Annotated in this window: 17 protein-coding genes and 1 riboswitch; of the genes, 10 read left to right on the top strand and 7 right to left on the bottom strand. The window is 72.0% G+C overall.

The window, feature by feature from the left end; translation table 11 throughout:
- Positions 1-25 precede the first annotated feature (25 nt).
- The 9 genes from DI005_RS28765 to DI005_RS28805 all read left to right on the top strand — a co-directional run bounded on the left by DI005_RS28765 (position 26) and on the right by DI005_RS28805 (position 7,235).
- Complete coding sequence (locus DI005_RS28765; RefSeq protein ID WP_113644226.1) at positions 26-1,300, top strand: hypothetical protein; 1,275 nt, start codon at positions 26-28, stop codon at positions 1,298-1,300.
- Entirely contained in the window at positions 1,297-1,683 is a 387-nt protein-coding gene (locus tag DI005_RS28770; RefSeq protein WP_113644227.1) for a hypothetical protein, read from the top strand. The genes DI005_RS28765 and DI005_RS28770 overlap by 4 nt, the downstream gene beginning before the upstream one ends.
- Entirely contained in the window at positions 1,680-2,489 is an 810-nt protein-coding gene (locus DI005_RS28775; RefSeq protein WP_112270041.1) for an ESX secretion-associated protein EspG, read from the top strand. The genes DI005_RS28770 and DI005_RS28775 overlap by 4 nt, the downstream gene beginning before the upstream one ends.
- Positions 2,490-2,518: 29 nt before the next feature.
- Entirely contained in the window at positions 2,519-2,866 is a 348-nt protein-coding gene (locus DI005_RS28780; RefSeq protein ID WP_112270040.1) for a YbaB/EbfC family nucleoid-associated protein, read from the top strand.
- Positions 2,863-3,183 (top strand): WXG100 family type VII secretion target, encoded by a 321-nt coding sequence (locus DI005_RS28785; protein ID WP_113644228.1) that lies wholly within the window; start codon positions 2,863-2,865, stop codon positions 3,181-3,183. Before DI005_RS28780 ends, DI005_RS28785 begins: the two co-directional genes overlap by 4 nt.
- Positions 3,180-4,148: a hypothetical protein gene (locus DI005_RS28790; protein ID WP_113644229.1), complete on the top strand. Its 969-nt coding sequence runs from the start codon at positions 3,180-3,182 to the stop codon at positions 4,146-4,148. Before DI005_RS28785 ends, DI005_RS28790 begins: the two co-directional genes overlap by 4 nt.
- Before the next feature lie 37 nt (positions 4,149-4,185).
- The gene (locus DI005_RS28795) at positions 4,186-4,851 is read left to right on the top strand and encodes a serine hydrolase (protein WP_113644230.1); all 666 of its coding nucleotides are present in this window, start codon (positions 4,186-4,188) and stop codon (positions 4,849-4,851) included.
- Entirely contained in the window at positions 4,848-5,936 is a 1,089-nt protein-coding gene (locus DI005_RS28800) for an alpha/beta hydrolase family protein (protein ID WP_113644231.1), read from the top strand. The genes DI005_RS28795 and DI005_RS28800 overlap by 4 nt, the downstream gene beginning before the upstream one ends.
- Before the next feature lie 114 nt (positions 5,937-6,050).
- Positions 6,051-7,235, top strand: a complete 1,185-nt coding sequence (locus DI005_RS28805) for a 4-hydroxybenzoate 3-monooxygenase (protein WP_233520352.1) — start codon at positions 6,051-6,053, stop codon at positions 7,233-7,235.
- Between the two features lie 107 nt (positions 7,236-7,342).
- Here DI005_RS28805 and DI005_RS28810 read toward each other — a convergent pair whose 3' ends face one another.
- The 7 genes from DI005_RS28810 to DI005_RS28840 form a co-directional block, all read right to left on the bottom strand.
- A complete protein-coding gene (locus DI005_RS28810; RefSeq protein WP_113644233.1) occupies positions 7,343-8,389 on the bottom strand; it encodes a ribonucleotide-diphosphate reductase subunit beta in 1,047 nt (348 codons plus the stop codon).
- A 23-nt stretch (positions 8,390-8,412) separates the two neighbouring features.
- Entirely contained in the window at positions 8,413-11,235 is a 2,823-nt protein-coding gene (locus DI005_RS28815) for a ribonucleoside-diphosphate reductase subunit alpha (protein WP_113644234.1), read from the bottom strand.
- A gap of 136 nt (positions 11,236-11,371) precedes the next feature.
- A riboswitch (cobalamin riboswitch) is annotated at positions 11,372-11,614 on the bottom strand.
- Positions 11,615-11,671: 57 nt separating this feature from the next.
- Positions 11,672-12,097, bottom strand: a complete 426-nt coding sequence (locus DI005_RS28820; RefSeq protein ID WP_147263920.1) for a pyridoxamine 5'-phosphate oxidase family protein — start codon at positions 12,095-12,097, stop codon at positions 11,672-11,674.
- A gap of 214 nt (positions 12,098-12,311) precedes the next feature.
- Positions 12,312-13,124 carry a class I SAM-dependent methyltransferase gene (locus tag DI005_RS28825; protein WP_113644236.1) on the bottom strand — a complete coding sequence of 271 codons (813 nt, stop codon included), beginning with the start codon at positions 13,122-13,124 and terminating at the stop codon, positions 12,312-12,314.
- 6 nt (positions 13,125-13,130) lie between these two features.
- Complete coding sequence (locus DI005_RS28830; RefSeq protein ID WP_113644237.1) at positions 13,131-15,047, bottom strand: FAD-dependent monooxygenase; 1,917 nt, start codon at positions 15,045-15,047, stop codon at positions 13,131-13,133.
- Positions 15,044-16,249 (bottom strand): MFS transporter, encoded by a 1,206-nt coding sequence (locus DI005_RS28835; RefSeq protein ID WP_158303064.1) that lies wholly within the window; start codon positions 16,247-16,249, stop codon positions 15,044-15,046. The genes DI005_RS28830 and DI005_RS28835 overlap by 4 nt, the downstream gene beginning before the upstream one ends.
- Positions 16,250-16,353: 104 nt before the next feature.
- Positions 16,354-19,797 (bottom strand): BTAD domain-containing putative transcriptional regulator, encoded by a 3,444-nt coding sequence (locus DI005_RS28840; RefSeq protein WP_113644239.1) that lies wholly within the window; start codon positions 19,795-19,797, stop codon positions 16,354-16,356.
- Between the two features lie 163 nt (positions 19,798-19,960).
- Between DI005_RS28840 and DI005_RS28845 the strand changes: the two genes are divergently transcribed.
- Positions 19,961-20,476, top strand: a complete 516-nt coding sequence (locus DI005_RS28845) for a hypothetical protein (RefSeq protein ID WP_113644240.1) — start codon at positions 19,961-19,963, stop codon at positions 20,474-20,476.
- The last annotated feature ends 68 nt before the right edge of the window (positions 20,477-20,544 follow it).

Here is a 20,544-nt window from a genome sequence, read left to right on the forward strand (position 1 = left end):
CGGCGACCGGAAAGGGGATTCTCGGGTGGCAAGCGAGACGTCATCGGCGGGGACACGGCCGGAGCCGGTGTCCCCGGCCGAGGAGCCGGCGACGGCGGGCGTCGCCGGCGTGTGGGATGTGTACTTCGGTCAGCCCGCACCGCCGCAGGGCGGCGTCAACTGGGACGCGTACAGCCACGGGGAGCTGTACCAGATGTTGTGGCAGGACGCCGACGTCACCGACGTCAGCACCGTCGCCGCGGAGTGGGCCGAGCACCGGGCCGCACTCGTCAACCACGCCGAGGTGTTGCGCGAGCAGCGGACCGCGCTGCTGGAGAGCTGGCGGGGAACGGGCGCCGAGGAGGCCGCCCGCAGGCTCGACGTGCTCGCCGACCGGGTGGAGAAGATCGCCGAGCTCGCTCACGCGGGAGAGCAGGCCGCGGAGCAGGCGGCCGACGCACTGGCGAGGGCGCGGGCCATGATGCCACCGCCGCCCGGCGACCCGGCCGCTCCGATGACCGACGCGGCCGCGAACTGGGCCGGTGTCACCACGGCGCCGACTACGAGCACCCCGGCCACGGCCGCACCGACGCCGTCCGACTGGGCCGCGTTCGGACGGCGGATGGCGTCGCAGTTCCAGCCCGCGCAGCCACAGCCGAGCACCACGACCTCGGACACCGGCAGCGCCTTCGGGGCGGTGGGCGGCGCCGGGTTCAGCTTCTACACGGGCGCCGGCACCACGGACATGCAGAAGCAGCAGGCAGTGCGCGCGATGCAGGGTTACGAGACCAGCCTGACGAGCTCGAGCGAGCTGATCGGTCAGGCGCGGGGCACGATCCCGGCGGCCGCGAGCACGCCGACCAGCGCCACCACGCCGTCGTCCGCCACGACCGCGAGCGCGACGCCGTCGTGGCAGAGCCTCGTCGGCTCCGGCGGCGGCACGGCCAAGGGACTCGCGGGCGGGGCCACCACGGGCACGCTCCCCGGCGGGGGCCTGGCGGCGGGAATCGGCCAGGCCGCAGGGATGGGCCAGGTCGCGGGGATGGGCCAGGCGGCCAACGCACTCGCGCAGGGCATGCGGGTCGGCTCGATGGCGATGCACGGCGGACCCGCCTCGGCCGCGCAGCTCGCCGCCGAGGCGGCCGCCTCCCGCTCGGGTGCGATGGGCGGCATGGTGCCGCCCGGCGCAGCCGGCGCGCGCCCCGGCTCCGACGACGACGAGCACGAGAACCGGCTGCCGACGATCGACCACGAGCTGTTCCCGCTGCAGGAGCCCGGCAGTGAAGCGGTCATCGGTCTTCAGGGGGAGGTCGACCAATGAGTGACGGCAAGGGGATCGAGCTCGAGCTGGACCTGCTCGACCAGCGGATCACGGCGCTGGCCGAGCTGGGCGACCTGACCGGGGACCTGGTGGCGACCGCGAGCAGGCTGGCCGAGCGGCTGCCGATGCTCGGCACCGCGCCACCCGCCGTGCACCTCGCGATGCGGCTGCGGGAGGCGGCGGGAAGCTCCGGTCTCGCCGGGGAGGTCAAGGCCACGGAGCGCGAGGTCCGGGAGTACCAGCAGATGCTGTCCGAGGCCAAGCGGAAGTACCAGGAGCACGAGGACTCCTCCGGCGAGGATCTGCGTGCGGCGGAGGAGTCCGCCGATCCGGGCGGGCACACGGCGACCGGTCGTTCCGAGGCGGCGGGGCGGTCGTCGTGACGGCCACGATCGCACCGGCCACCGGCGACGGCGTCGAGCTGGCACTGACGGAGCTGGATCTTCTCGGCACGTTCGCCGGCGTGCGGTTTCCGTTCCCGCTGCGGGTGCCGTCGTTCGGGCGGATCGAGGGCGAGCGCACGGCGCTGCTCGCCGCGGCGGGCCGCACGCTGGCCGAGCGGCGGCTGGCCACCGGACGCGGCCCGGCCGGCCTCGCGGCGGACCTGGTCGCCGCCCTGCGGGGTCACCGGAACGCGGTCGACCTGGTGGTGGTCGACGGCGTCACGGTGACGGGCGTCGTCGCCATGATCGCCGGGGCCCACGCCGTGGTGTGCCGCCAGTCGATCGGCCGCACCCCTGGCCCGGTCACCGTCACGCGCGTCCCGGCCGCCGCCCTGACCGACGCGTTCACGAAGTACATCCCGAAGGCCACGGCCGCGTCTGCGATGCCGATCACGTTGCCACCCGGCGTCATCGGGGACGCCTTGCGGCTGCTGGAGAACACGGCCGGCATCGCCGCTCCCCGCAAGCGGGTGCGCACCCTGGTCCGGGAACGCGGGGGTGACGAGGCCGCCGTCGACGCGCTCGTCAACCTCGTGCCCTCGGTGGTGGGCCGCGGACAGCTGGGAGTGGTGCGCCGTCCTGGCACCGGCGCCGTCGAACGCCCTCTCGAACTGTCGTGGCTGGACAGTCCGAGAGGGAGGCTCAGGGTGGACAGCGACACTCGCGGCTGGGTGAGCATCAATCCGTTGCGGCACAACGAGCTGATCAGGACGCTGGCCGAAGCGGCGACCGCGGCCCGCGGCTAGCACATCCACACGAAGGAAAGGACACCCTCATGGAACCAGCGCAGTGGCTGGCCGAGTACCGCGACCGCCTTGAGCGCGCGGCGTACGGAGCACGGCAGGCGAGCGAGAGCCTGCAGGAGACCGGGGCGACCGCGACGTCGCCCCGAGGAGAGGTCACGGTGTCGGTCAACGCCACCGGCGCCCTCCAGGACGTCAAGCTGACGCCCATGGCGCGCAGGCTCGAAGCCGAGGCCCTCGCGGCGCTCATCGTCAGCACCGCCCGCGAGGCCCAGCGCATCGCCGCCGCGCGGATGGCCGAGGTGATGGCCGGCTATCTCGGCGACAACGCGGCGCTCACCCAGATCACGCAGCACCTCCCCGCGGAGGTCGTGCGATGAGCCCACATCCGTCCTACACCGTCGACCCCGAGCAGCTGCGCGCGCACGCGGGCAGGTTGGCCGCGCACGCCGACCGGCTGTCGTCGATCGGCTCCGTGCTGCCCGGTGAGATGGGAGCCCGGTCGTTGGGCGCTTTCGCCCAGTTCATCACCGCCGGAATCGGTGCGGCGATGACCGAGACGATGGGCGCATTCGCACACGCGGCGTCCACCTTGGACAAAGTGGGTGACGGGATGCGGCGGGCCGCGGACCAGTACGAGGACTCCGACTCCGAGCACGCGGGCGGCCTCACCGGCATCGGGGAGGGCACCCGGTGAACGCGACGACGACGTACCCCCAGCACCCTTCCCTGGAGGACACCGAGGGCTCGCCCGAGGAACGCTCGGCGGTGGAGATCAGCACAGCACTCGCCGACCTGCGACTCGCTAGCGACTCCGTGCACAGCAAGGAATGGCTCTCGGTCGAGATCGCGGGCGAGCCCGCGGTCTCGCTCGGCATGCTCGGTTCGACCGCGAGCCCGCTGTCGGCGCTCGCGAGCGCCGGGTGCGACTTCCTCACCCCCATGATCTCGTTCCTGGAGGAGCCGCTCGGGCAGCTGCGGGGTGAGCCGGACTCGGTGTCGGGACCCGCCGGTGAGCACGAGAGCGCGGCGCAGGGCGCGGGCTCCGTGGCCCGGGAATATGGCTCCACAGTAGACAAAGAGAACAGCGAGTGGTCCGGTGACGCCAAGACGAACTACACGGAGACCGCGACCAAACTGGTCGACGGGATCACGTCGATCGCCGAAACCGCAGCCACCAACTCGAAGGCGATGATCGCCGCGGGCGAGGTGGTGGCACAGGTCGTCGACATCGTCACCCGGCTCATCACCGAGGCCGTCGGCAAGATCGTGCCCATCATGACCCAGGCGATCGCCGCGGCGCCCGCGACATTCGGAGCGAGCATAGCGCAGGCGATCCCCCAGTGCGTGGCCATCGCCGTCGACTACGGCGGCCAGATCGCGGCCAAGCTGGCCGCGCTGCTGGCCAGCGGCGAGAACCTGGTGAAGCTCATCGAGGGCGCGGTCGGCGTGCTCAACGTCGTCAAGGAAGGGCTCACCGTCATCGGCGACCTCGCGGGCGGAGGCGACTCGTCCGGCTCATCCACCACTGCCTCCGAGCAATCCGGCGCCCATTCCCCCGCTTCTTCCGAGTCCGGCTCGGACAGTGCGCCGGAGCAGGAAGAGGAACCAAAGCCCGAGAACCCGCTCGACGGCGAATGGACACCGGCCACGCGAGCGTGACCTGCGCAACCCACCGTACTCACCGAACTGGGGAGACATGACCAGAACGACCACCCGGTGGCTGGCCGGGGCTGTGAGCGGTGTCCCGCTCGCCGGCACCGTCCCGATCGCACCCGCGGCGGCACAGGAGAACGAGGACGCCGGCACCCAGGCCGTCCTCGACCGGCACCAGGGGAAAGCGGGCCCAGGAGCCGCCGTCCACGCGGGCCGGGGAGCCGGCTGGTGGACGCTCGCCGGCGGGTCGGCCGACGTCGGCGGGGACCGGGCGGTCACGGCGACCGGCCCGTTCCGCGCGGGCAGCCAGACCAAGACGTTCACGCTGCTCAACCACACCGCCGGGCTGCCCGACAACGCCAGCGGCGCGACGGCGCGACCGGCCGGCACCTGCGAGCCGGCCGCGCTGGTCCGCGCGGCGATGGACGACAGTCGTGTCACCGGAGGCGCTCGCCGAGATGCGCACGACGGTGCGTTCCCACCGGAACACCCGGACGGCTACGGGCTCGGCAAGCGCAGCCGGTACCGGTCGTGCGGCGTCGTGGCGTGGAGGCACGACGGCACCTCGCCGCCCGGGCACTCGTCGCTCACGATGGCCACGGACGACGGCCGGTTCGCGTCGAGCATGACCAGCTCCAACATGAACCCCCAGGCCCCGTCGTCCCCCGGCGTGGCCGACGCCGCGCTGTGCGAGGGAGAGTGCCGATGAGGCGACGCAGAACCCTGGCGGCACTGGGTGTCGCGTTCGCGCTGATGAGCGTGCTCGGCCTCACCGGGGCCGCCCCGGCCGCGCGGGCGGCCGCCGCGCCACCGGTCTTCGCCGACGGCCACGGGCTCACGGTCGTCAGGCAGCCGTGGTGGGTGGACGACGAGCGGCGCACGTTCAAGTTCGTCGTGCGCACGGCCGAGGTGCCGCGCTACTCGACCCTGCAGGGGCAGACCTCCGGCGAGCACGTGATCATGGTGACGCTCCCGGAGGGCTACGACTCCTCCGGCGACACCCGCTACCCGGTGCAGTACCACCTGCACGGCCACCCCGACTACCCGGACAGCCTGCTGAACAAGCAGATGTTCGAGGAGTCCACGGCCGGTGGTGTCCCGCTGATCACCGTGGCCCCCAACGGTTCCGGGCGCGGCTGGTACACCAACTGGGTCAACCCGCCCGCCTCGCTCGGCGCGCAGAACTGGCAGAACTTCCACCTCGACCAGGTGATCCCGTTCGTCGACGCCAACCTGCGCACCATTGCCGGCCGGGACGGCCGGGCCATCTCCGGGCATTCGATGGGCGGCTTCGGCGCGTTCCATTACGCGCAGAAGCGACCGGAGCTCTTCGGCTACGTCGGCAGCTTCTCGGGCGGTCTCGACCTGCTGAACCAGGCCCAGCGCGTGGCGGTGGTCGGCACCACGCAGCTGTCAGCCGGTGGCACGCCCACCGTGCCGCCGGACGCCATCTTCGGCGTGCCGGTGTGGCCCCTGGACACGGTGTGGAACGAGACAAGCCCCGCCCAGCACGTGCAGTCCCTGCGCGGCATGGGCGTGGCGATGTACACCGGCAACGGCGGAAACCTCGCCGACAACCTCCCGCAGGCGCTCACCGAGAGCATCGCGCGCGACACCAACCTGGTCACGCGCGACAACCTTGTCGCGGCCGGGACCCCGCACACGTTCATCGACTACGGCGACGGCGCCGGCTGGGGTGAGGGCTGCAACGGCAAGCACGCGCAGGCCCCCTGCCTGAAAGCCGACATGAACCACTTCGTCGGGCTGCTCATGGAGAGACTCACCCACCCATAGCCCGCCTGCCGCGCCGACCGCTGCTGGGGGTCGGCCGGCGCGGCAGGCGGTAGCTCGTTGATTTCCCATCCCCGAGTCAGCAAGATGGGTAACGCCGTACTTGGGGAGGTCACCGTGGCCGATAGCACCCGTGTCGTCGTGATCGGCGCCGGACCGGCAGGGCTGGCACTCGCGAACATCCTGCACGACAACGGCATCGACTGCGTGCTGCTGGAGGCGCGAACGCGGGCCTTCATCGAGCAGCGCCCCCGCGCCGGGTTCATCGAGGAGTGGGCGGTGCGCGGCCTCGACGCGCACGGCCTGGCCGACGGGCTTCTGCGGTCCGCCCCCACCCACTCCGGGTTCGAGTTCCGGTTCGAAGGCGCCCGGCACCCGTTCGACTACACCCGCTGGGCCGGGCAACGGCACTTCGTCTACCCACAGCAGGTGCTGGTCACCGATCTCGTCTCGCGCTACGTCGAGCGCGGCGGGCGCGTCCTGTTCGAGGTCGTCGACGCCGTGCCGCGAGACATCGAGTCGGGCGCCCCGGCCGTCACCTTCTCCGACCCCGAGACCGGCACGCCCACCAGGCTGGACTGCGACTTCGTCGCCGGCTGCGACGGCGCGCAGGGCGTCACGCGCAGGCTCGTCCGCGGGCGGACGCTGAGTCACGACTACGGCGTCGGCTGGCTCGCACTGCTCGCCGAGGCACCGCCGAGCTCCGACGGCGTCATGTTCGGCATCCATCCGCGTGGCTTCGCCGCGCACATGGCCCGCACCCCGCAGGTCACCCGCTTCTACCTGCAGTGCCCTCCCGGCGACGCCGAGGAGAACTGGCCCGACGAGCGCGTCTGGGAGGAGCTGCACGCGCGGCTCGGCGTGCCGGACGGGCCGATCACCAGTGGACCGCTGATCGAGAAGCGCGTGCTGAGCATGCACAACTACGTCACCGAACCGATGTCCCGTGGCAGGCTGTACCTGGCGGGCGAGTCCGCCCACGTCGTCGCGCCGATCGCGGCGAAGGGCCTCAACCTCGCCCTGCACGACGCGTTCCACCTCTCCTCGGCGATCCTCACGCACTACCTCGGCGGCGACGACGAGCCGCTGGCGCGCTACTCGCAGACGTGCCTGGCGCGGGTGTGGCAGTACCAGGAGTTCTCGCAGTGGTTGTCGGACATCTTCCACAGCTCGACGCTCGACCCGCCGCCGGACCCGTTCCGCGCGCGGCTGGCGCAGGCCCGGCTGCGCCGTCTGCTCGCCTCCCCCGCCGCGGCCGCGTCGTTCTCGGAGATCTACATCGGCAAGGCGGCCGACTTCTAGGGGCGCCGACCGCAGTGAAGGCCACCTTCACTGCGTTCAACGCAGGCATGGTGGCCTGCACTGCGTTCAACGCAGGCATGGTGGCCTTCACTGCGGCTGGTCTCAGGTCAGTCCCAGTCCAGCGCGCCTCCGCTCTGGTACTCGATCACCCGTGTCTCGAAGAAGTTCTTCTCCTTCTTCAGGTCCATGGTTTCGGACATCCACGGGAACGGGTTCTCGTCCTCGCCGAAGACCGGAGCGAGCCCGAGCTGCTGTGCCCGCCGGTCGGTGATGAAGTGCATGTACTGCTCGCACGACGCCGCCGAGAGCCCGAGCATCCCGCGCGGCATGGTGTCGCGGGCGTAGGCGACCTCCAGCTCGCATGCCTCGGTGAGCATCCCACGCACTTCCGCCTGGAACTCCGGACTCCACAGGTGCGGGTTCTCGATCTTGATCTGGTTGATGCAGTCGATTCCGAAGTTCAGGTGGATCGACTCGTCGCGCAGGATGTACTGGTACTGCTCGGCGATGCCGACCATCTTGTTGCGGCGGCCCAGCGACAGGATCTGCACGAATCCGGTGTAGAACCACATGCCCTCGAACACCACGTAGAAGGCCACGAGGTCCCGCAGGAAGTTCTGGTCGGCCTCGGCGCTGCCGGTGGCGAAACCCGGGTTCTCCAGGTTCCGGGTGTAGCGCAGCGCCCATGCGTCCTTGTCGGAGATCGAGGGCACCTCCCGGTACATGTTGAACAGCTCGCCCTCGTCGAGGCCGAGGCTCTCGCAGATGTACTGGAACGTGTGGGTGTGCACGGCCTCCTCGAACGCCTGTCGCAGCAGGTACTGGCGGCACTCGGGGTTGGTGATGTGCTTGTACACGGCGAGCACGATGTTGTTGGCCACCAGCGACTCCGCGGTGGCGAAGAAGCCGAGGTTGCGCTTGAGCATCAGCCGCTCGTCGTCGGTGAGCCCGTCGGCCGACTTCCACAGGGCGATGTCGGCCTGCATCGGCACCTCGGTGGGCATCCAGTGGTTGTTGCAGCCCGCGAGGTACTTCTCCCACGCCCAGCCGTACTTGAGCGGCAGCAGCTGGTTGACGTCGGCGCGGGCGTTGATCATCGCCTTGTCGTCGACGCTGACCCGGTCGGCGCCGCGGTCGACGGTGAAGGATTGCATTGTCGTCACAGGTCGGTAGTCCTTTACTGGCAGGCTTCGCAGTCGGGGTCGTCGATCCGGCACGCCGCCGGCTCGGGCGACACGGTGGGCACCGTGGGCACGGCGGGGGCGACGGCGTTGAGCTTGCCGTCGGTGCCGCGCAGCGTGGATTTCTCCACGTGGGTCGCCGACTGCGCCCGCAGGTAGTAGGTGGTCTTCAGGCCCTTGTGCCACGCGTAGCGGTACAGCTCGTCGAGCTTGCGCCCGCTCGGCGCGGCGAGGTAAAGGTTCAGCGACTGCGCCTGGTCGATCCACTTCTGCCTGCGCGACGCGGCGTCCACGAGCCAGCGACTGTCCACTTCGAACGCCGTGGCGTACAGCGACTTCAGCTCGTCCGGCACCCGGTCGATCTCGCCGAGGCTGCCGTCGAAGTACTTCAGGTCCGACACCATCACCTCGTCCCACAGGCCGCGCTCCTTGAGGTCGCGCACCAGGTAGGGGTTCACCACCGTGAAGTCGCCGGACATGTTGGACTTGACGAACAGGTTCCGGAACTGCGGCTCGATGGACTGGCCGACGCCGCAGATGTTGGAGATCGTGGCCGTCGGCGCGATCGCCAGCACGTTCGAGTTGCGCATCCCGCTGGCGCGGACCCGGTGCCGCAGGGTGTCCCAGTCCAGAGTGGACGAATAGTCGACGTCAAGCCCGTCGCCAACGCGGTGCTCTGCCAGCAACCGCAGGGAGTCGATCGGCAGGATTCCCTTGCTCCACAGCGAACCCTCGTAACTCTGGTACGGCCCACGCTCCTCCGCGAGCCGCGAGGAGGCCGCGATCGCGTAGTAGCTGAGGTGCTCCATGCTGCGGTCGGCGAACTCCACCGCCGCATCGGAGGCCAGCGCGATGCCCTGCTCGAACAGCGCCTCCTGGTGGCCCATCAGCCCGAGCCCCACCGGGCGGTGTCGCAGGTTCGCCCTGCGGGCCTCGGGAATCGTGTAGAAGTTGATGTCGATCACGTTGTCGAGCATCCGCACCGCGGTGGTGACGGTGCGCTCCAGACGCTCGGCGTCGAGCCCGTCGCGCGTGACGTGCCGGGCGAGGTTCACCGAGCCGAGGTTGCAGACGGCCACCTCGTCGCCGCTGGTGTTGAGCGTGATCTCGGTGCACAGGTTCGACGAGTGCACCACTCCGGCGTGCTGCTGCGGCGAGCGCAGGTTGCACGGATCCTTGAACGTGATCCACGGGTGGCCGGTCTCGAACAGCATCGTCAGCATGCGCCGCCACAGCTCCACCGCGCGCACCCGGCGGAACACCCGGATCTCGCCGCGGTCGGCGGCGGCCTCGTACTCGCGGTAGCGCTCGGCGAACGCGTTGCCGTAGGTGTCGTGCAGGTCGGGAACCTCGTCCGGGGAGAACAGGGTCCACGTCGTGTCGGCCTCGACGCGGCGAAGGAACTCGTCGGGCACCCAGTTGGCGGTGTTCATGTCGTGGGTGCGCCTGCGCTCGTCGCCGGTGTTCTTGCGCAGGTCGAGGAACTCTTCGATGTCGACGTGCCAGGTCTCGAGGTACGCGCACGCGGCGCCCTTGCGCTTGCCGCCCTGGTTCACGGCCACCGCGGTGTCGTTGGCGATCTTCAGAAACGGCACCACACCCTGCGACTGCCCGTTGGTGCCCTTGATGTGCGCGCCGAGCCCGCGCACCGGCGTCCAGTCGTTGCCGAGCCCGCCCGAGTACTTCGCCAGCAGCGCGTTGTTCTGGTAGCCCTGGAAGATCGCGTTCAGGTCGTCGTCCACCGTGGTGAGGAAGCACGACGACAGCTGAGGGCGCGTGGTGCCAGCGTTGAACAGCGTCGGGGTGGACGCCATGAAGTGGAACGTCGAGAGCAGCTCGTAGAACTCCACCGCCCGCGCCTCGCGGTCGTCCTCGCGCAGTGCGAGCCCCATCGCCACGCGCATGAAGAACGCCTGCGGCAGCTCGAACCGCGTGCCGCGCTCGTGCAGGAAGTACCGGTCGTACAACGTCTGCAGGCCCAGGAAGCCGAAGCCGAGGTCTCGCTCGGGACGGATCGCCGCCGCGATGCGGTCGAGGTCGAACGTCCGCAGCTCGGGAGTGAGCAGTTCCAGCTCCACCCCGCGCCGGACGTAGGCGCGGAAGTAGTCGCCGTAGCCGTCCGCCAGCTGCCGATGATCGGCCTGCCTCGGCTCCCCCGCCAGGTGCGTCAGGGCCTCCCCGCGCAGCTTGTCCAGCAGCAGCCGTGCGCTCACATAGGAGTAGTTCGGCTCGTGCTCCACCAGCGTGCGGGCGGCCATGATCAGGGCGAGTGCCAGCTCCTCGGCGCTGATGCCGTCGTAGAGGTTGCGGCGCGTCTCGGCGAGCACCGGCTGCGCCGCGGTGCCCTCCAGCCCGGCGACCGACTCCTCAACGACCTCGGTCACGCGCTGCCAGTCCAGCGGCGAGGCCGTGCCGTCCGCGGCCCGCACCGTCAACCCGCCTTCGTCCCGCCTCGGAACGCGCTGCTCGCGCGCCTTGGCACGTTCCTCCCGGTACAGCACGTACGCGCGGGCGACCCTGTGGTGGCCGCCGCGCATGAGGGCCAGTTCGACGATGTCCTGGATGTGCTCGATGTGCAGCGCCGTCTCAGCACCGGTGTGCCGCAACAGCGACGCCTCCACCTGCCCGGTGAGCTCGGCGACCACGTGGTGGATCCGCGAGGACGCCGCGGCGTCGTCGCCCTCCACCGCCAGGAACGCCTTCGTCAGCGCCACCGAGATCTTGCCCGCGTCGAACGGCGACACGCTCCCGTCCCTGCGGATCACCCGCACTCCGGGCGGCGCTTCGCCGGGTGCGTTCCTCTCGGGCGTTGCCGCCACATTATGGGTCACAGCTCTCTCCTCGCGAGCTCGACAGCCGATGCCGGGGGCGCGCGAGGCGCGACGAGAGCACAGTGATACGGCGACGGTGCCGACCCGTGCGAGCCCTCCCTCGGGGCCCCCGGACACGCGCACCGGCGGTGCGCGTACCGGTGGCAGGTCTTCGGACTCGCGGGCGGGCACGATCTCGCGACCGCGCCGGGCCTACTGGCCGTCGCTTCCCAGGCCCGTCGGCCCAGTGCGCTACCGCGCCGTCCGTCGACGGCACGGTGACGGCGTTCGTTCCCGCTCACCGCTGCGGGGCAGTCCCGGACTCGCACCGGGTTCCCTCTTGCCTCACCCCGCGCGAACGAGGTGAACCACCAGCGGGAGCAACACTACATCTTGTGGTTTGTGAGATCAGGGACCCTAGAAAATGTGGCGTGTTGGAAGTTGATCAGTGGAACCGCACGCGGGTGGGCCGCACCCGGATCACCGACGAGAACTCGGCGAACAGCTCCTGCTCAGTCAGCTGCGCCGCCCGGATCACGTCCTGGTACCTGTCCACGTAGGTGGCCGCCTCGTCCGCGCTGAGCGGCTCGCCGTCGAGCGTGGCGACGCCCTCGAGTGTCAGGACGCTGCCGTCCTCGCTGTCCCGGTCGAGGTCGAGGTGCATGGCGACCTTCGGATTGCCCGCCAGGTTGCCGATCTTCGGGGTGCCGGGCTGGCTCAGCACCAGGAACTCGGCGCCGTCCCACAGGAAGCCGACCGGTGACGCCTGGGGCTGCCCGTCCGAGCGCACGGTCGTGATCCAGATTTCGCGCTCCTCGCGCAGCCGCCGCTCCGCGCGCTCACTCGTCGGCTCGTCAAGGCCAGGAAGCATCGGTTCCTCCTTTTCGTCCGGTACGCACGACCCTAGAAGTTCCACCAATGTCGAGGTCAAGCGTGCGACGAGCGCGGCGAGTCCGATCGCGGTGAAGGCCACCTCCACTGCGTTGAACAGGCACGGCGGCGCGCAGCGCCTCCCCTTGGGCGTTGGAGGGAGACGCGCGGGCGCGGGCGAGGTGGCCTTCACCGCGGTGCTGGGCTGGTACCGCTCACCGCTTGGCCGCGACCGCGACGCCGTACTCCCAGTCGGCGGCCACCGTGCCGTCGGAGGCGACGTTGGCACGGTTGCCGAGGTCGACGAGGTCCGCGCGGAACGTGGCCCGGCCCTGCTCGTCGAGGCGTTGCGCCGCCGCGTACGTCGGGCCGTAGTGGGTGAGGAAGAAATCCGCGAAGAAGTCGGCGCTGGGGAACCGCTGCCGCGCGCTGGCAGTGGTGAAGGTCAGGTCGGTGACCCGCCCGCCCAGCAGCTCCGTCACCGTCTCCTCGGTGCCCCAGCGGGTGGGCGGCAGGGCACCGGGTGGCGGTGGCACGTGACGCGTCACCGTCTTGAGCAGCTCGCCGACGAAGCCGGTGGGTGTCCAGTTGGCGAGCCCGATCCGCCCGCCCGGCCTGCACACCCGCACGAGCTCGTCGGCCGCCTTCTGGTGGTCGGCGGTGAACATCACGCCGATCGCGGAGAGCACGTAGTCGAACGAGTCCTCCGCGAACGGGAGGTCCTCGGCGTCCGCCTCCCGGAAGTCGATCTCGAGATCCTCCGCCTGCGCGCGGCGCTGCGCGGCAGTGACCAGCGCCGGTACGTAGTCGATGCCGGTGACGTCGCAGAAGCGGCGGGCCGCGGTGATCGCGACGTGGCCGGTTCCGGTGGCGACGTCCAGCACCTTCGCACCGGGCCTCGGGTCGACGACCGCGCACAGCGTCTCGGCCAGTGGCACGGTCAGCCAGGCGATCTTGCCGTAGTCGCCGCTGCTCCAGATCTTCTGCTGTTTCGTCTTGATGTCCGCGAACGGGGTCGTGGTGGTCATTTCCGGTCATCCCTTCATCAAGCCGGCCACCGGTGTGGCCGGACGTTCGTCGACTGGCATCGGGTAGGGCGCGAGGACCGGCAGGTATGGCTCGGGGTCTCCGGTCCACGCGAGGCCCCTGATCCGCGCGGCGGAGCGTCTGCCGCTGATTGCACGGAACAACTCGTGCCGCGGCGCGGTCACGCCCGCGGCCGGTTCGCCGTCGCCGAGCACCCAGTGCTCGACGCCGTCGGAGAGCCGCAACGCCGGCAGTCCGAGGCGCGTGATCCGGGCGCGCAGCCAGCCGCGGTACACGGCGAAGCCGAGCCTCGACACCGCCGCGCCCTCGTCCACGGGCTCGCCGAGCGCCTCGCACAGGTCGTCGAGGTGCACCGCGAGGTCGGCGACCGGCGCGGTGAGCAACCACGCGGGTCCACTGGCGACGGGCCCGCTCCCCCGTCGCAGACCGGTGAGGAACCGGCGGGTCGCCTCGTCGAAGTCACCGAGCAGAGAGGCGACGTCCTGACCGGCTCGCCGCTGGACGTGGCTCTCGGTCCAGCGTTCCCGCTCCTCCGCGATCGCGGGGTCCTGCCACGCGTCGGCGGCGGCGGGGAAGTACGCGCCCCGCTCGCTGTCCTCCACCACACCCGTCAGGTGGGCCAGCAGGTCGCGCACCGTCCACTCAGGACAGGCCGGGACCTGCTTCGCGAGCACCCGCGGTTCGGCGCTCTCGACGAGTGTGCGCACGCGGTGTTGGCCGTCCTCGTAGGCCCAGGCGGCCTTCCAGCGGGCGAGCCGCTCGGGCGTGTAGACCTCGGACGGGCGCCGCCGCTTGGTGAACGTGTCCAGGAAGTCCCGGCCGGCCGCGGGATCGGCGGCGAGGCCCGAGTAGTGCGCCGCGGCCCGTGGCGAGCCGAAGCGGGCGAGGTCGAAGGAGAAGTCGTAGTGCTCCCCCGCGCGCTCGTCGCGCCACCGCTCGTACCCGGCGAGGTCACCTCCGCCGGTCAGCTGTCCGGCGATGTGGAACGCCTGCTGCACCGCGTCGCCGATGCCCTGCGCGGTGGTCGGGTGCTTGAAGTGACCGGCGTCGCCGAGCAGCGCCCACCCGGGGCCGGCAGCCTGCCGGTAGTGTCCGCGCATCATCGTCTCGGGCACCACCACGAGCGGTGACACGCGCCGGGCCCGGTCCAGCAGACGCGGGTTGAGCACGGCGGGGAACTGCCGCAGCCCGTCCCGGTAGGCGCTCTCCCGCCGCTCGGCCGTGCCGCGGGTCAGGCCGGGAGGACCGGCCAGGGACAGCAGGTGGATGCCGTCCTCGCACGGCACCGACATCAGCGCCGCCCGCTCGTGGATGTCGAGGTGGCACCATTCGGAGGCGGGCAGGCCTCGCCAGTAGGCCAGCAGGAAGGCCATCTCGCCGCGCCGCTCGCGCGATGCGGGCAGCCCCAGCCGCCTCGCGACGGTCGACACACGCCCGTCGGCGCCGAAGACCCAGCGCGACGGGATCCGCTCACCCGAGTCGAGGACGACGCCCTCGACGGGATCGGCGCCCAGCAGTCCGGTGACGGCGTGCCCGGTCCGCAGTTCGGCCCCGGCGTCCTCGGCCAGCCCGGTCAGCGCGGCGTCGAGGACGATCCGGCGCACGGACGCGCCCCGGTCGTGGCCGCCGACGGGGGTGAAGTCGCCCGCGACCTGATGACCGAGCACGCGCCAGCCGAAGCGGACCAGCGGAACGTCGTGTGCGGCCCGGAGCCGGGCCATGAGGCCGAGTTCGTCGAACCGGTGGAGCGTGTCGGGGAACATCATGTGCGTCGAAACGGTGTCGCTCGGGAACCGGTCACGGTCGAGCAGCAGCACCCGCCAGCCGGCCCTGGCGAGCAGCGTCGCGAGCGTCGACCCGGCGACCCGCGCACCCACCACGATCGCGTCGTAACGGTCGTTCATCGCGCGCTCCCCTCCGCGAAGGCCGGAGCGCACCTGCCGCGAGCGGCCGGGAACGTGACCACGGCGGCGGGCACGGTGAGCAGCAACGAGGTGGCGAGTACGGCGCCAAGGCCCGGCCAGCCGGCCACGCTGAGCCCGATCCCGCCGAGCACGGAGCCGCCCAGGTAGCCGGACTGCATGGCCGCGGCGCGCAGGCTCATCGCCTGCAGCGGGCCGACCCCGTCGAGGTCGAGGCCGAGCGCGCTGCCCGCGATCATGCGGGCCCCCGCGAAGAACGCGATCAGCGCGAACAGCCCCACCGAGAAGAGGAAGGACGGGCGGAAGGCGCCCAGCAGCAACGTCGCCACCGCCAGCACGGGCCCGGTGACGAGCAGGAGCCGTCGTGCCGAACCGGTCACCCAGCGGCGGCCCGTGAAGATCCCGAGCACGAACCCCACGGCGCCGATCCCGAGAGCCGTGCCGGCGGCCGATACCGACGCGCCGTGCGCCTCGGTGAGGAGGCTGCCGGAGTAGACGAGCACACCTGCCCAGCCCGCGTAGGCCAGGAACTCGCCGACCGCCCAGCGGGCCGTTCCGGGACGCCGCAGCAGCGTGCGTGCGGAAAGGTGCCCGGGTTCGGGCGCACTTCGCCGGCGCAGTGCCACGGCTACGAGCGCGACGACGCTCGCCGCGAAGGGCAGGACCCAGACGAGCCGCCAGCTGTGCGTACCCAGTGCGCCCACCACCGGCATTCCGACGATCCAGGCGGAAGGCTGCCCGACGAGTGCCCACGACAGGGCCGTGGCGCGCCGCTCGGGCGGCACCCAGCTCGCGGCCGCGGCCAGGCCTGCCGCCAGCACCAGGGCGATCCCGCCGCCCAGCACCGCCTGGGCGCCCGCCAGCACCCAGAAGGACGGTGCTCCCGCGCTGGCGACCGCACCGACGGTGATCGCCGAGAGGCCGGTGGTGAGCAGCCGCCGCAGGTCCCGGTGGCGCGCCGCGACGACGAGACCGGCCGCGGCGACGACCGCCGCAAGGCCGGAGACGGCGCGCAGCTGTCCCGCGGTCGCGGGAGAGACGTCGAAGTCGGCCGCGACACTGGCCAGTACGGGCGTCAGCGCCAGCAGCCCCGACTGGGCCGCCAGCAGGCACGCGAACAACGTCGCGCTCGCCGCGGCGATCGCCGCGCGCGCCGAGCGGGTCGTGGTCCCGCGCTCGTTCATGATGGTCTCGCTTTCCGTGGTGTCCGTGGTTGTCGAACCCACGGTCCAGCGGCACGGTGGAAGCGACGTGGAACGAGCGTGGAAGGCCACGCCTTGCCTGCCGGTCATGGCGGGGCCGGCGGTCTGCGCCAGCGCGGCACGGCGCCGAGCTCGTCGTACAGCGCCGAAGTCTCGCGGTGCCTGCCCTCGGCCTCGGCGGGACGTCCGCTGGCCAGTAGCAGGCAGGCCCACGCGTGCAGGGCGGCCGCGCGATGCCACGGGAGGCGGTGAGTCGCGAAGATCCGCACCGCGCGCTCGTAGGCGGCGTCCGATTCCCGCGACTGTCCACGTGCGCCGGCGACGGCTCCCCTCGCCAGCTCGACGACGCCCGCGAGGCCACGCCAGTCCTCGCCCCCGCCGAGGATCTCATCGCAGCGGGCGAGGTGCCGCTCGGCGTTCTCGATGTCGCTCACCACGTGAATGCGGGCCAGCTCGGCCCGAGCGCTGAGCTCGGTGGGCACCTGTGGCCCCTCGACACCCAGTGCGAGTGCCCGTTCCAGGGCGGCCACCGCCCCGGCCTCGGCGCCGAGCAGCAACCGGGCGCCGGCCAGCCAGCGCGCGTGCACGGCGGCGTCGTTCAGGTCACCGGCGGCCTCGTCGGCGGCGAGCGCCTTGGCCAGCGCGGCCTCGGCGCGTTCCCACTCACCGTCGAGGATCAGCAGCAGCCGCAGGCTGACGGCGTCGGCGGAGAGCCTGCTCGCCGTGTCACGGGCAGCGGCCAGTTCCCCCGCGCGGGCGAGTGCCAGCGTCAGCTGGTCGAGCACGGACTGGTGCGGGTGCGCGAAGGTGTCGAGCCGGGACTGCGCGAGGCCCCGCCGGCACCAGTCGCGTCCCGCCACCGGATCGAGCAGGTACTCGGTCGCGTGCAGGGCCGCCGCGTTCACGGTCATCCACCCGAGGTAGGCGTCACCGCAGTCGCGGGCCGTCGTCCACATCCCGGACAGCGTCGCCGCGGCCGCCGACAGTTCCCCGCGGTTGAGCCGGAACCACGCCTGTCCCCACCACGCGGGCACGGCAAGTTCGCGACCACCCAGGCGGGCCGCGAGCTCGCCAGCCCGGCGCGAGGACGTGCCGAGCAGCTCGGTCCGCAGTCCGTACATGGCCGCGAGGGCGAGGCCGCGCTGCAGGTGGAACGCCGCCCTGCCCTCCCCGTGCGCCGCCTCCGCGGCGGCGAAATGCTCGATGGCCCTGGGGATGTCGAGCACGGAGTGGTGGGCGCACAGCGCCGCGCCGAGTCTGCTGTGGACGGACGCGACCGCGAAGTCGTCGCCGGCCGCGCGGTACGACTCGAGCGCGGCTTCGAGGTGCCGCACCGCGAGCGGGTAACCGATGCTGGACTTCAGCCGCAGCATCGCCGCCCGCACCCTGGCGTCAGCGAGCCGGTCCGGGGGCGCGCCCCCGTCGCCGAGGATCGCGACGGCCGTCTCGGCGTGGCCGACCGCTTCGTCCCAGGCGTAGAGCCGGGCCGCCTCGTCGGAAGCCCGCAGCGCCACGTCGGCGGCCTCCACCGGATCGGCCGCCGCCCCCGCTCGCCGCAGGTGCGCGGCGGCGGCGATGACGTCCTGCGCGCGGCCGGGTCGGCGGGCCAGCAGCGCCCTCGCGGCCCGCACGTGGATCCGCTGCCGCCGCGGCACGGCCAGGTCGGCGTGGACGGCGTCGCGCATGAGGTCGTGCGGGAACGCGTAGCTCGCCTTCCAGGAGCTGCCCGCCTCGACCAGCAGCCCCGCAGCGACCAGGAGGTCGAGCGCGTCGATGAGCGAGTCCTCGTCGACGTCCACCAGCCGGGCGAGCACGTCGAACTCCACCTCGCGGCCGAGCACCGCGGCGACGCGGACCACCTGCCGCACGGGTTCCGGCAGCGCGTGCATCCGGTGCCGCAGCACGTCCCGCACGCCGGCGGGCACCGCCCAGTGGCCGTCGGCCGTCAGCGCTGCGCGGGCCGAAAGGTCGCGGACCACCTCGGTCGCGTAGAACGGGTTCCCGCCGGTGTGGCGCCACAACGCTCTGACGAAGTCCCGCGGCGCTCCTGCCCCGGTCAGCCCGGTGACGAGCGGGCCAAAGTCGTCCTCGGTGAGCGGGTGCAGCGCGAGCCGGTCGGCGAAGCCCTCCAGATCGCCGAGCAGTTCGAGCAACGGCGGATGCCTGCCGCCCGGCGGGTCGCGGAAACAGACGACGACCAGCATCCGCCTCGGGAGGTGGCCGACGAGGTGCCGGATGAGCAGGGAGCTGGCGCGGTCGATGTGCTCGCCCTCCTCCACGGTTAGCACAACCGGCAGCTCGGCCGCGAGGCGATCCAGCAGCCACACCACGGTGTCGAACAACGCGAGCCGCTCGTCCGCGGCGTCGTCGGCCGGTGCTTCGCGCGGACCGGCCGAGCCGTCCAGCAGCGGCGAGAGCCGGTCGCGGAACCCGTCCGGCGCACCGGCGACGACGCGACCGACCGCGGCGCTCGCGCGCAGCGCGCCCGCGACCGGACCGTACGGCACCGGCGATGCCGGATCGCAACGGCCGACGAGTAACGCGGCGTCGTCGCCGAGTCCGTGCGCGAACTCGGCGACGAGCCGGGTCTTGCCCACCCCGGCCTCGCCCGAGACGAACACGACCCGCCGGGCGCCCTTCCGCACCTCGGCCCAGTGCGCGCGGAGGCGGTGCAGCTCGGCGGGACGGCCGACGATCGGCACCCGGCGGACCACCGCGAACAACGCGTCGGCGGGCGGCAGCACCTCGCGGTCGTGGCCGGGTGGCCTCCGTGCGGGAAGGGACAGCGCCGGGTCGTGCCGCAGGATCGCAGTCTCCAGCTCCGCCAGCGCGGGGCCGGGGTCCAAACCGAGTTCGGTGCTGAGCCGCTTGCGCGCCGACGCGTGGGTGTCCAGGGCGTCGACCTGTCTGCCCGAGCGGTACAGCGCGAGCATCAGCTGGCCGACGAAGCCTTCCCGGAACGGGTGAGCGGCCACGAGGCGCTCGAGCTCCGCGATCACCTCGTGGTGCCGGTGCAGGGCCAGGTCCGCCGCGATCCGGTTCTCGATCGCGACCAGGCGGAGCTCCTCGAGCCGGGCGGTCGCGGCCTGGGCGAACGCGGGCTGGCCGAGATCGTCGAGCACGGGTCCCCGCCACAGCGCGAGGGCCTCGCGAAGCAGGTCGGCGGCCCGCTCGGGGTCACCGTCGTCGAGGGCGTGCTGTCCGCGCCGGGCGAGCAGCTCGAACCGGTGGGCGTCCACGTCGGCGGGATCGGCCCGCAGCTCGTAGCCGGGCCGACGGGTGAGCAGCACGTCGGTGCCGCCGGACGCGGCGAGCCGCTGGCGCAGGTGCAGCACGTGGCTGCGCAGGGTCACGTCGGCGCGCGCCGGCGCTTCCGTGCCCCAGAGCGCTTCGACGAGCCGGCCCGCGGGCACCACCCGGTTCGCGTGCAGCAGCAGCATCGCCAGCAGTTCTCGTTGCTTGGGCCCGCCCAGCTGAACCCGATGCCCGTCACCCACGACATCGAGCGGCCCGAGGACACCGAACTGCATTCGTGCACGGTACGTCGCGTTTCCCCTGTTGAGGCGCGTTCGAGCGGGACGAACTATTCAACGCGCGCGATGGCCGCTAGTGGCCACGGAGTGCCTTCCGGACCCGCGTTCGTGCCACCGTCGGCCGGTGCGGAGTCGAAGCCACGACGAGGAGGCGGCCGACATGGCAACGGAAACCGACCTGGGCACGGTGCTGGGAACGTATAGCACCGAGAACGCACGGCGTGGCCGGCTCGCGGTGGTCCTGCTGCTAGCCGGCGCCGCGGTGTCCGCGGCCGGGGTGGCGTTCTGGGTGGCGGTCGACGACGGCGCCGGCCGGCTGGCTGGCACGGCAGGCGACCCGTTGCTGCTGCCGAGCGCCGTGCTCGGGCTCGGCTTCGGCCTGCTGATCCTGGGCGCCGCGTTCGGGATCTGGTTCCTGAACCGGCGCGGCGAGGTCTTCGAGCTGTACGACAACGGCCTTCGCTGTACGCGCGCGGGCCGCCCCGTGAGCGTCACGTGGGCGGAGGTGGAACGTGTGGACGTCCGCCGGGGCAAGGACACCGCGCTCGCCCGGTGGGCGGGCGCCGACCTCGGCTACACGATCCACTGCGCGGGCAACCGGAAGATCACGGTCACCGGCCTGACCCGCGACGCGCGGGGGCTGCTTCGGCACGTGGAGGCCGCGACCGGTCGTTGACCAGATCCCGTCAGGTCACAACTCCGTAGCGAGGTGGCCTGCGGCCATACGTCTCCCCTACTATCGAC

This window comes from Prauserella sp. PE36, assembly GCF_003311655.1.
In the GTDB taxonomy this organism is placed as follows: Bacteria; Actinomycetota; Actinomycetes; order Mycobacteriales; family Pseudonocardiaceae; genus Prauserella_A; species Prauserella_A endophytica.

What these genes read in the sequence shown, in the direction of transcription:
- DI005_RS28770 (WP_113644227.1), top strand. Translation starts at nt 1,297, where the DNA reads ATGAGTGACGGCAAGGGGATCGAGCTCGAGCTGGACCTGCTCGACCAG.
- DI005_RS28780 (WP_112270040.1), top strand. Translation starts at nt 2,519, where the DNA reads ATGGAACCAGCGCAGTGGCTGGCCGAGTACCGCGACCGCCTTGAGCGC.
- DI005_RS28785 (WP_113644228.1), top strand. Translation starts at nt 2,863, where the DNA reads ATGAGCCCACATCCGTCCTACACCGTCGACCCCGAGCAGCTGCGCGCG.
- DI005_RS28795 (WP_113644230.1), top strand. Translation starts at nt 4,186, where the DNA reads ATGACCAGAACGACCACCCGGTGGCTGGCCGGGGCTGTGAGCGGTGTC.
- DI005_RS28800 (WP_113644231.1), top strand. Translation starts at nt 4,848, where the DNA reads ATGAGGCGACGCAGAACCCTGGCGGCACTGGGTGTCGCGTTCGCGCTG.
- DI005_RS28810 (WP_113644233.1), bottom strand. Translation starts at nt 8,389, where the DNA reads ATGCAATCCTTCACCGTCGACCGCGGCGCCGACCGGGTCAGCGTCGAC.
- DI005_RS28820 (WP_147263920.1), bottom strand. Translation starts at nt 12,097, where the DNA reads ATGCTTCCTGGCCTTGACGAGCCGACGAGTGAGCGCGCGGAGCGGCGG.
- DI005_RS28825 (WP_113644236.1), bottom strand. Translation starts at nt 13,124, where the DNA reads ATGACCACCACGACCCCGTTCGCGGACATCAAGACGAAACAGCAGAAG.
- DI005_RS28830 (WP_113644237.1), bottom strand. Translation starts at nt 15,047, where the DNA reads ATGAACGACCGTTACGACGCGATCGTGGTGGGTGCGCGGGTCGCCGGG.
- DI005_RS28835 (WP_158303064.1), bottom strand. Translation starts at nt 16,249, where the DNA reads ATGAACGAGCGCGGGACCACGACCCGCTCGGCGCGCGCGGCGATCGCC.
- DI005_RS28840 (WP_113644239.1), bottom strand. Translation starts at nt 19,797, where the DNA reads ATGCAGTTCGGTGTCCTCGGGCCGCTCGATGTCGTGGGTGACGGGCAT.
- DI005_RS28845 (WP_113644240.1), top strand. Translation starts at nt 19,961, where the DNA reads ATGGCAACGGAAACCGACCTGGGCACGGTGCTGGGAACGTATAGCACC.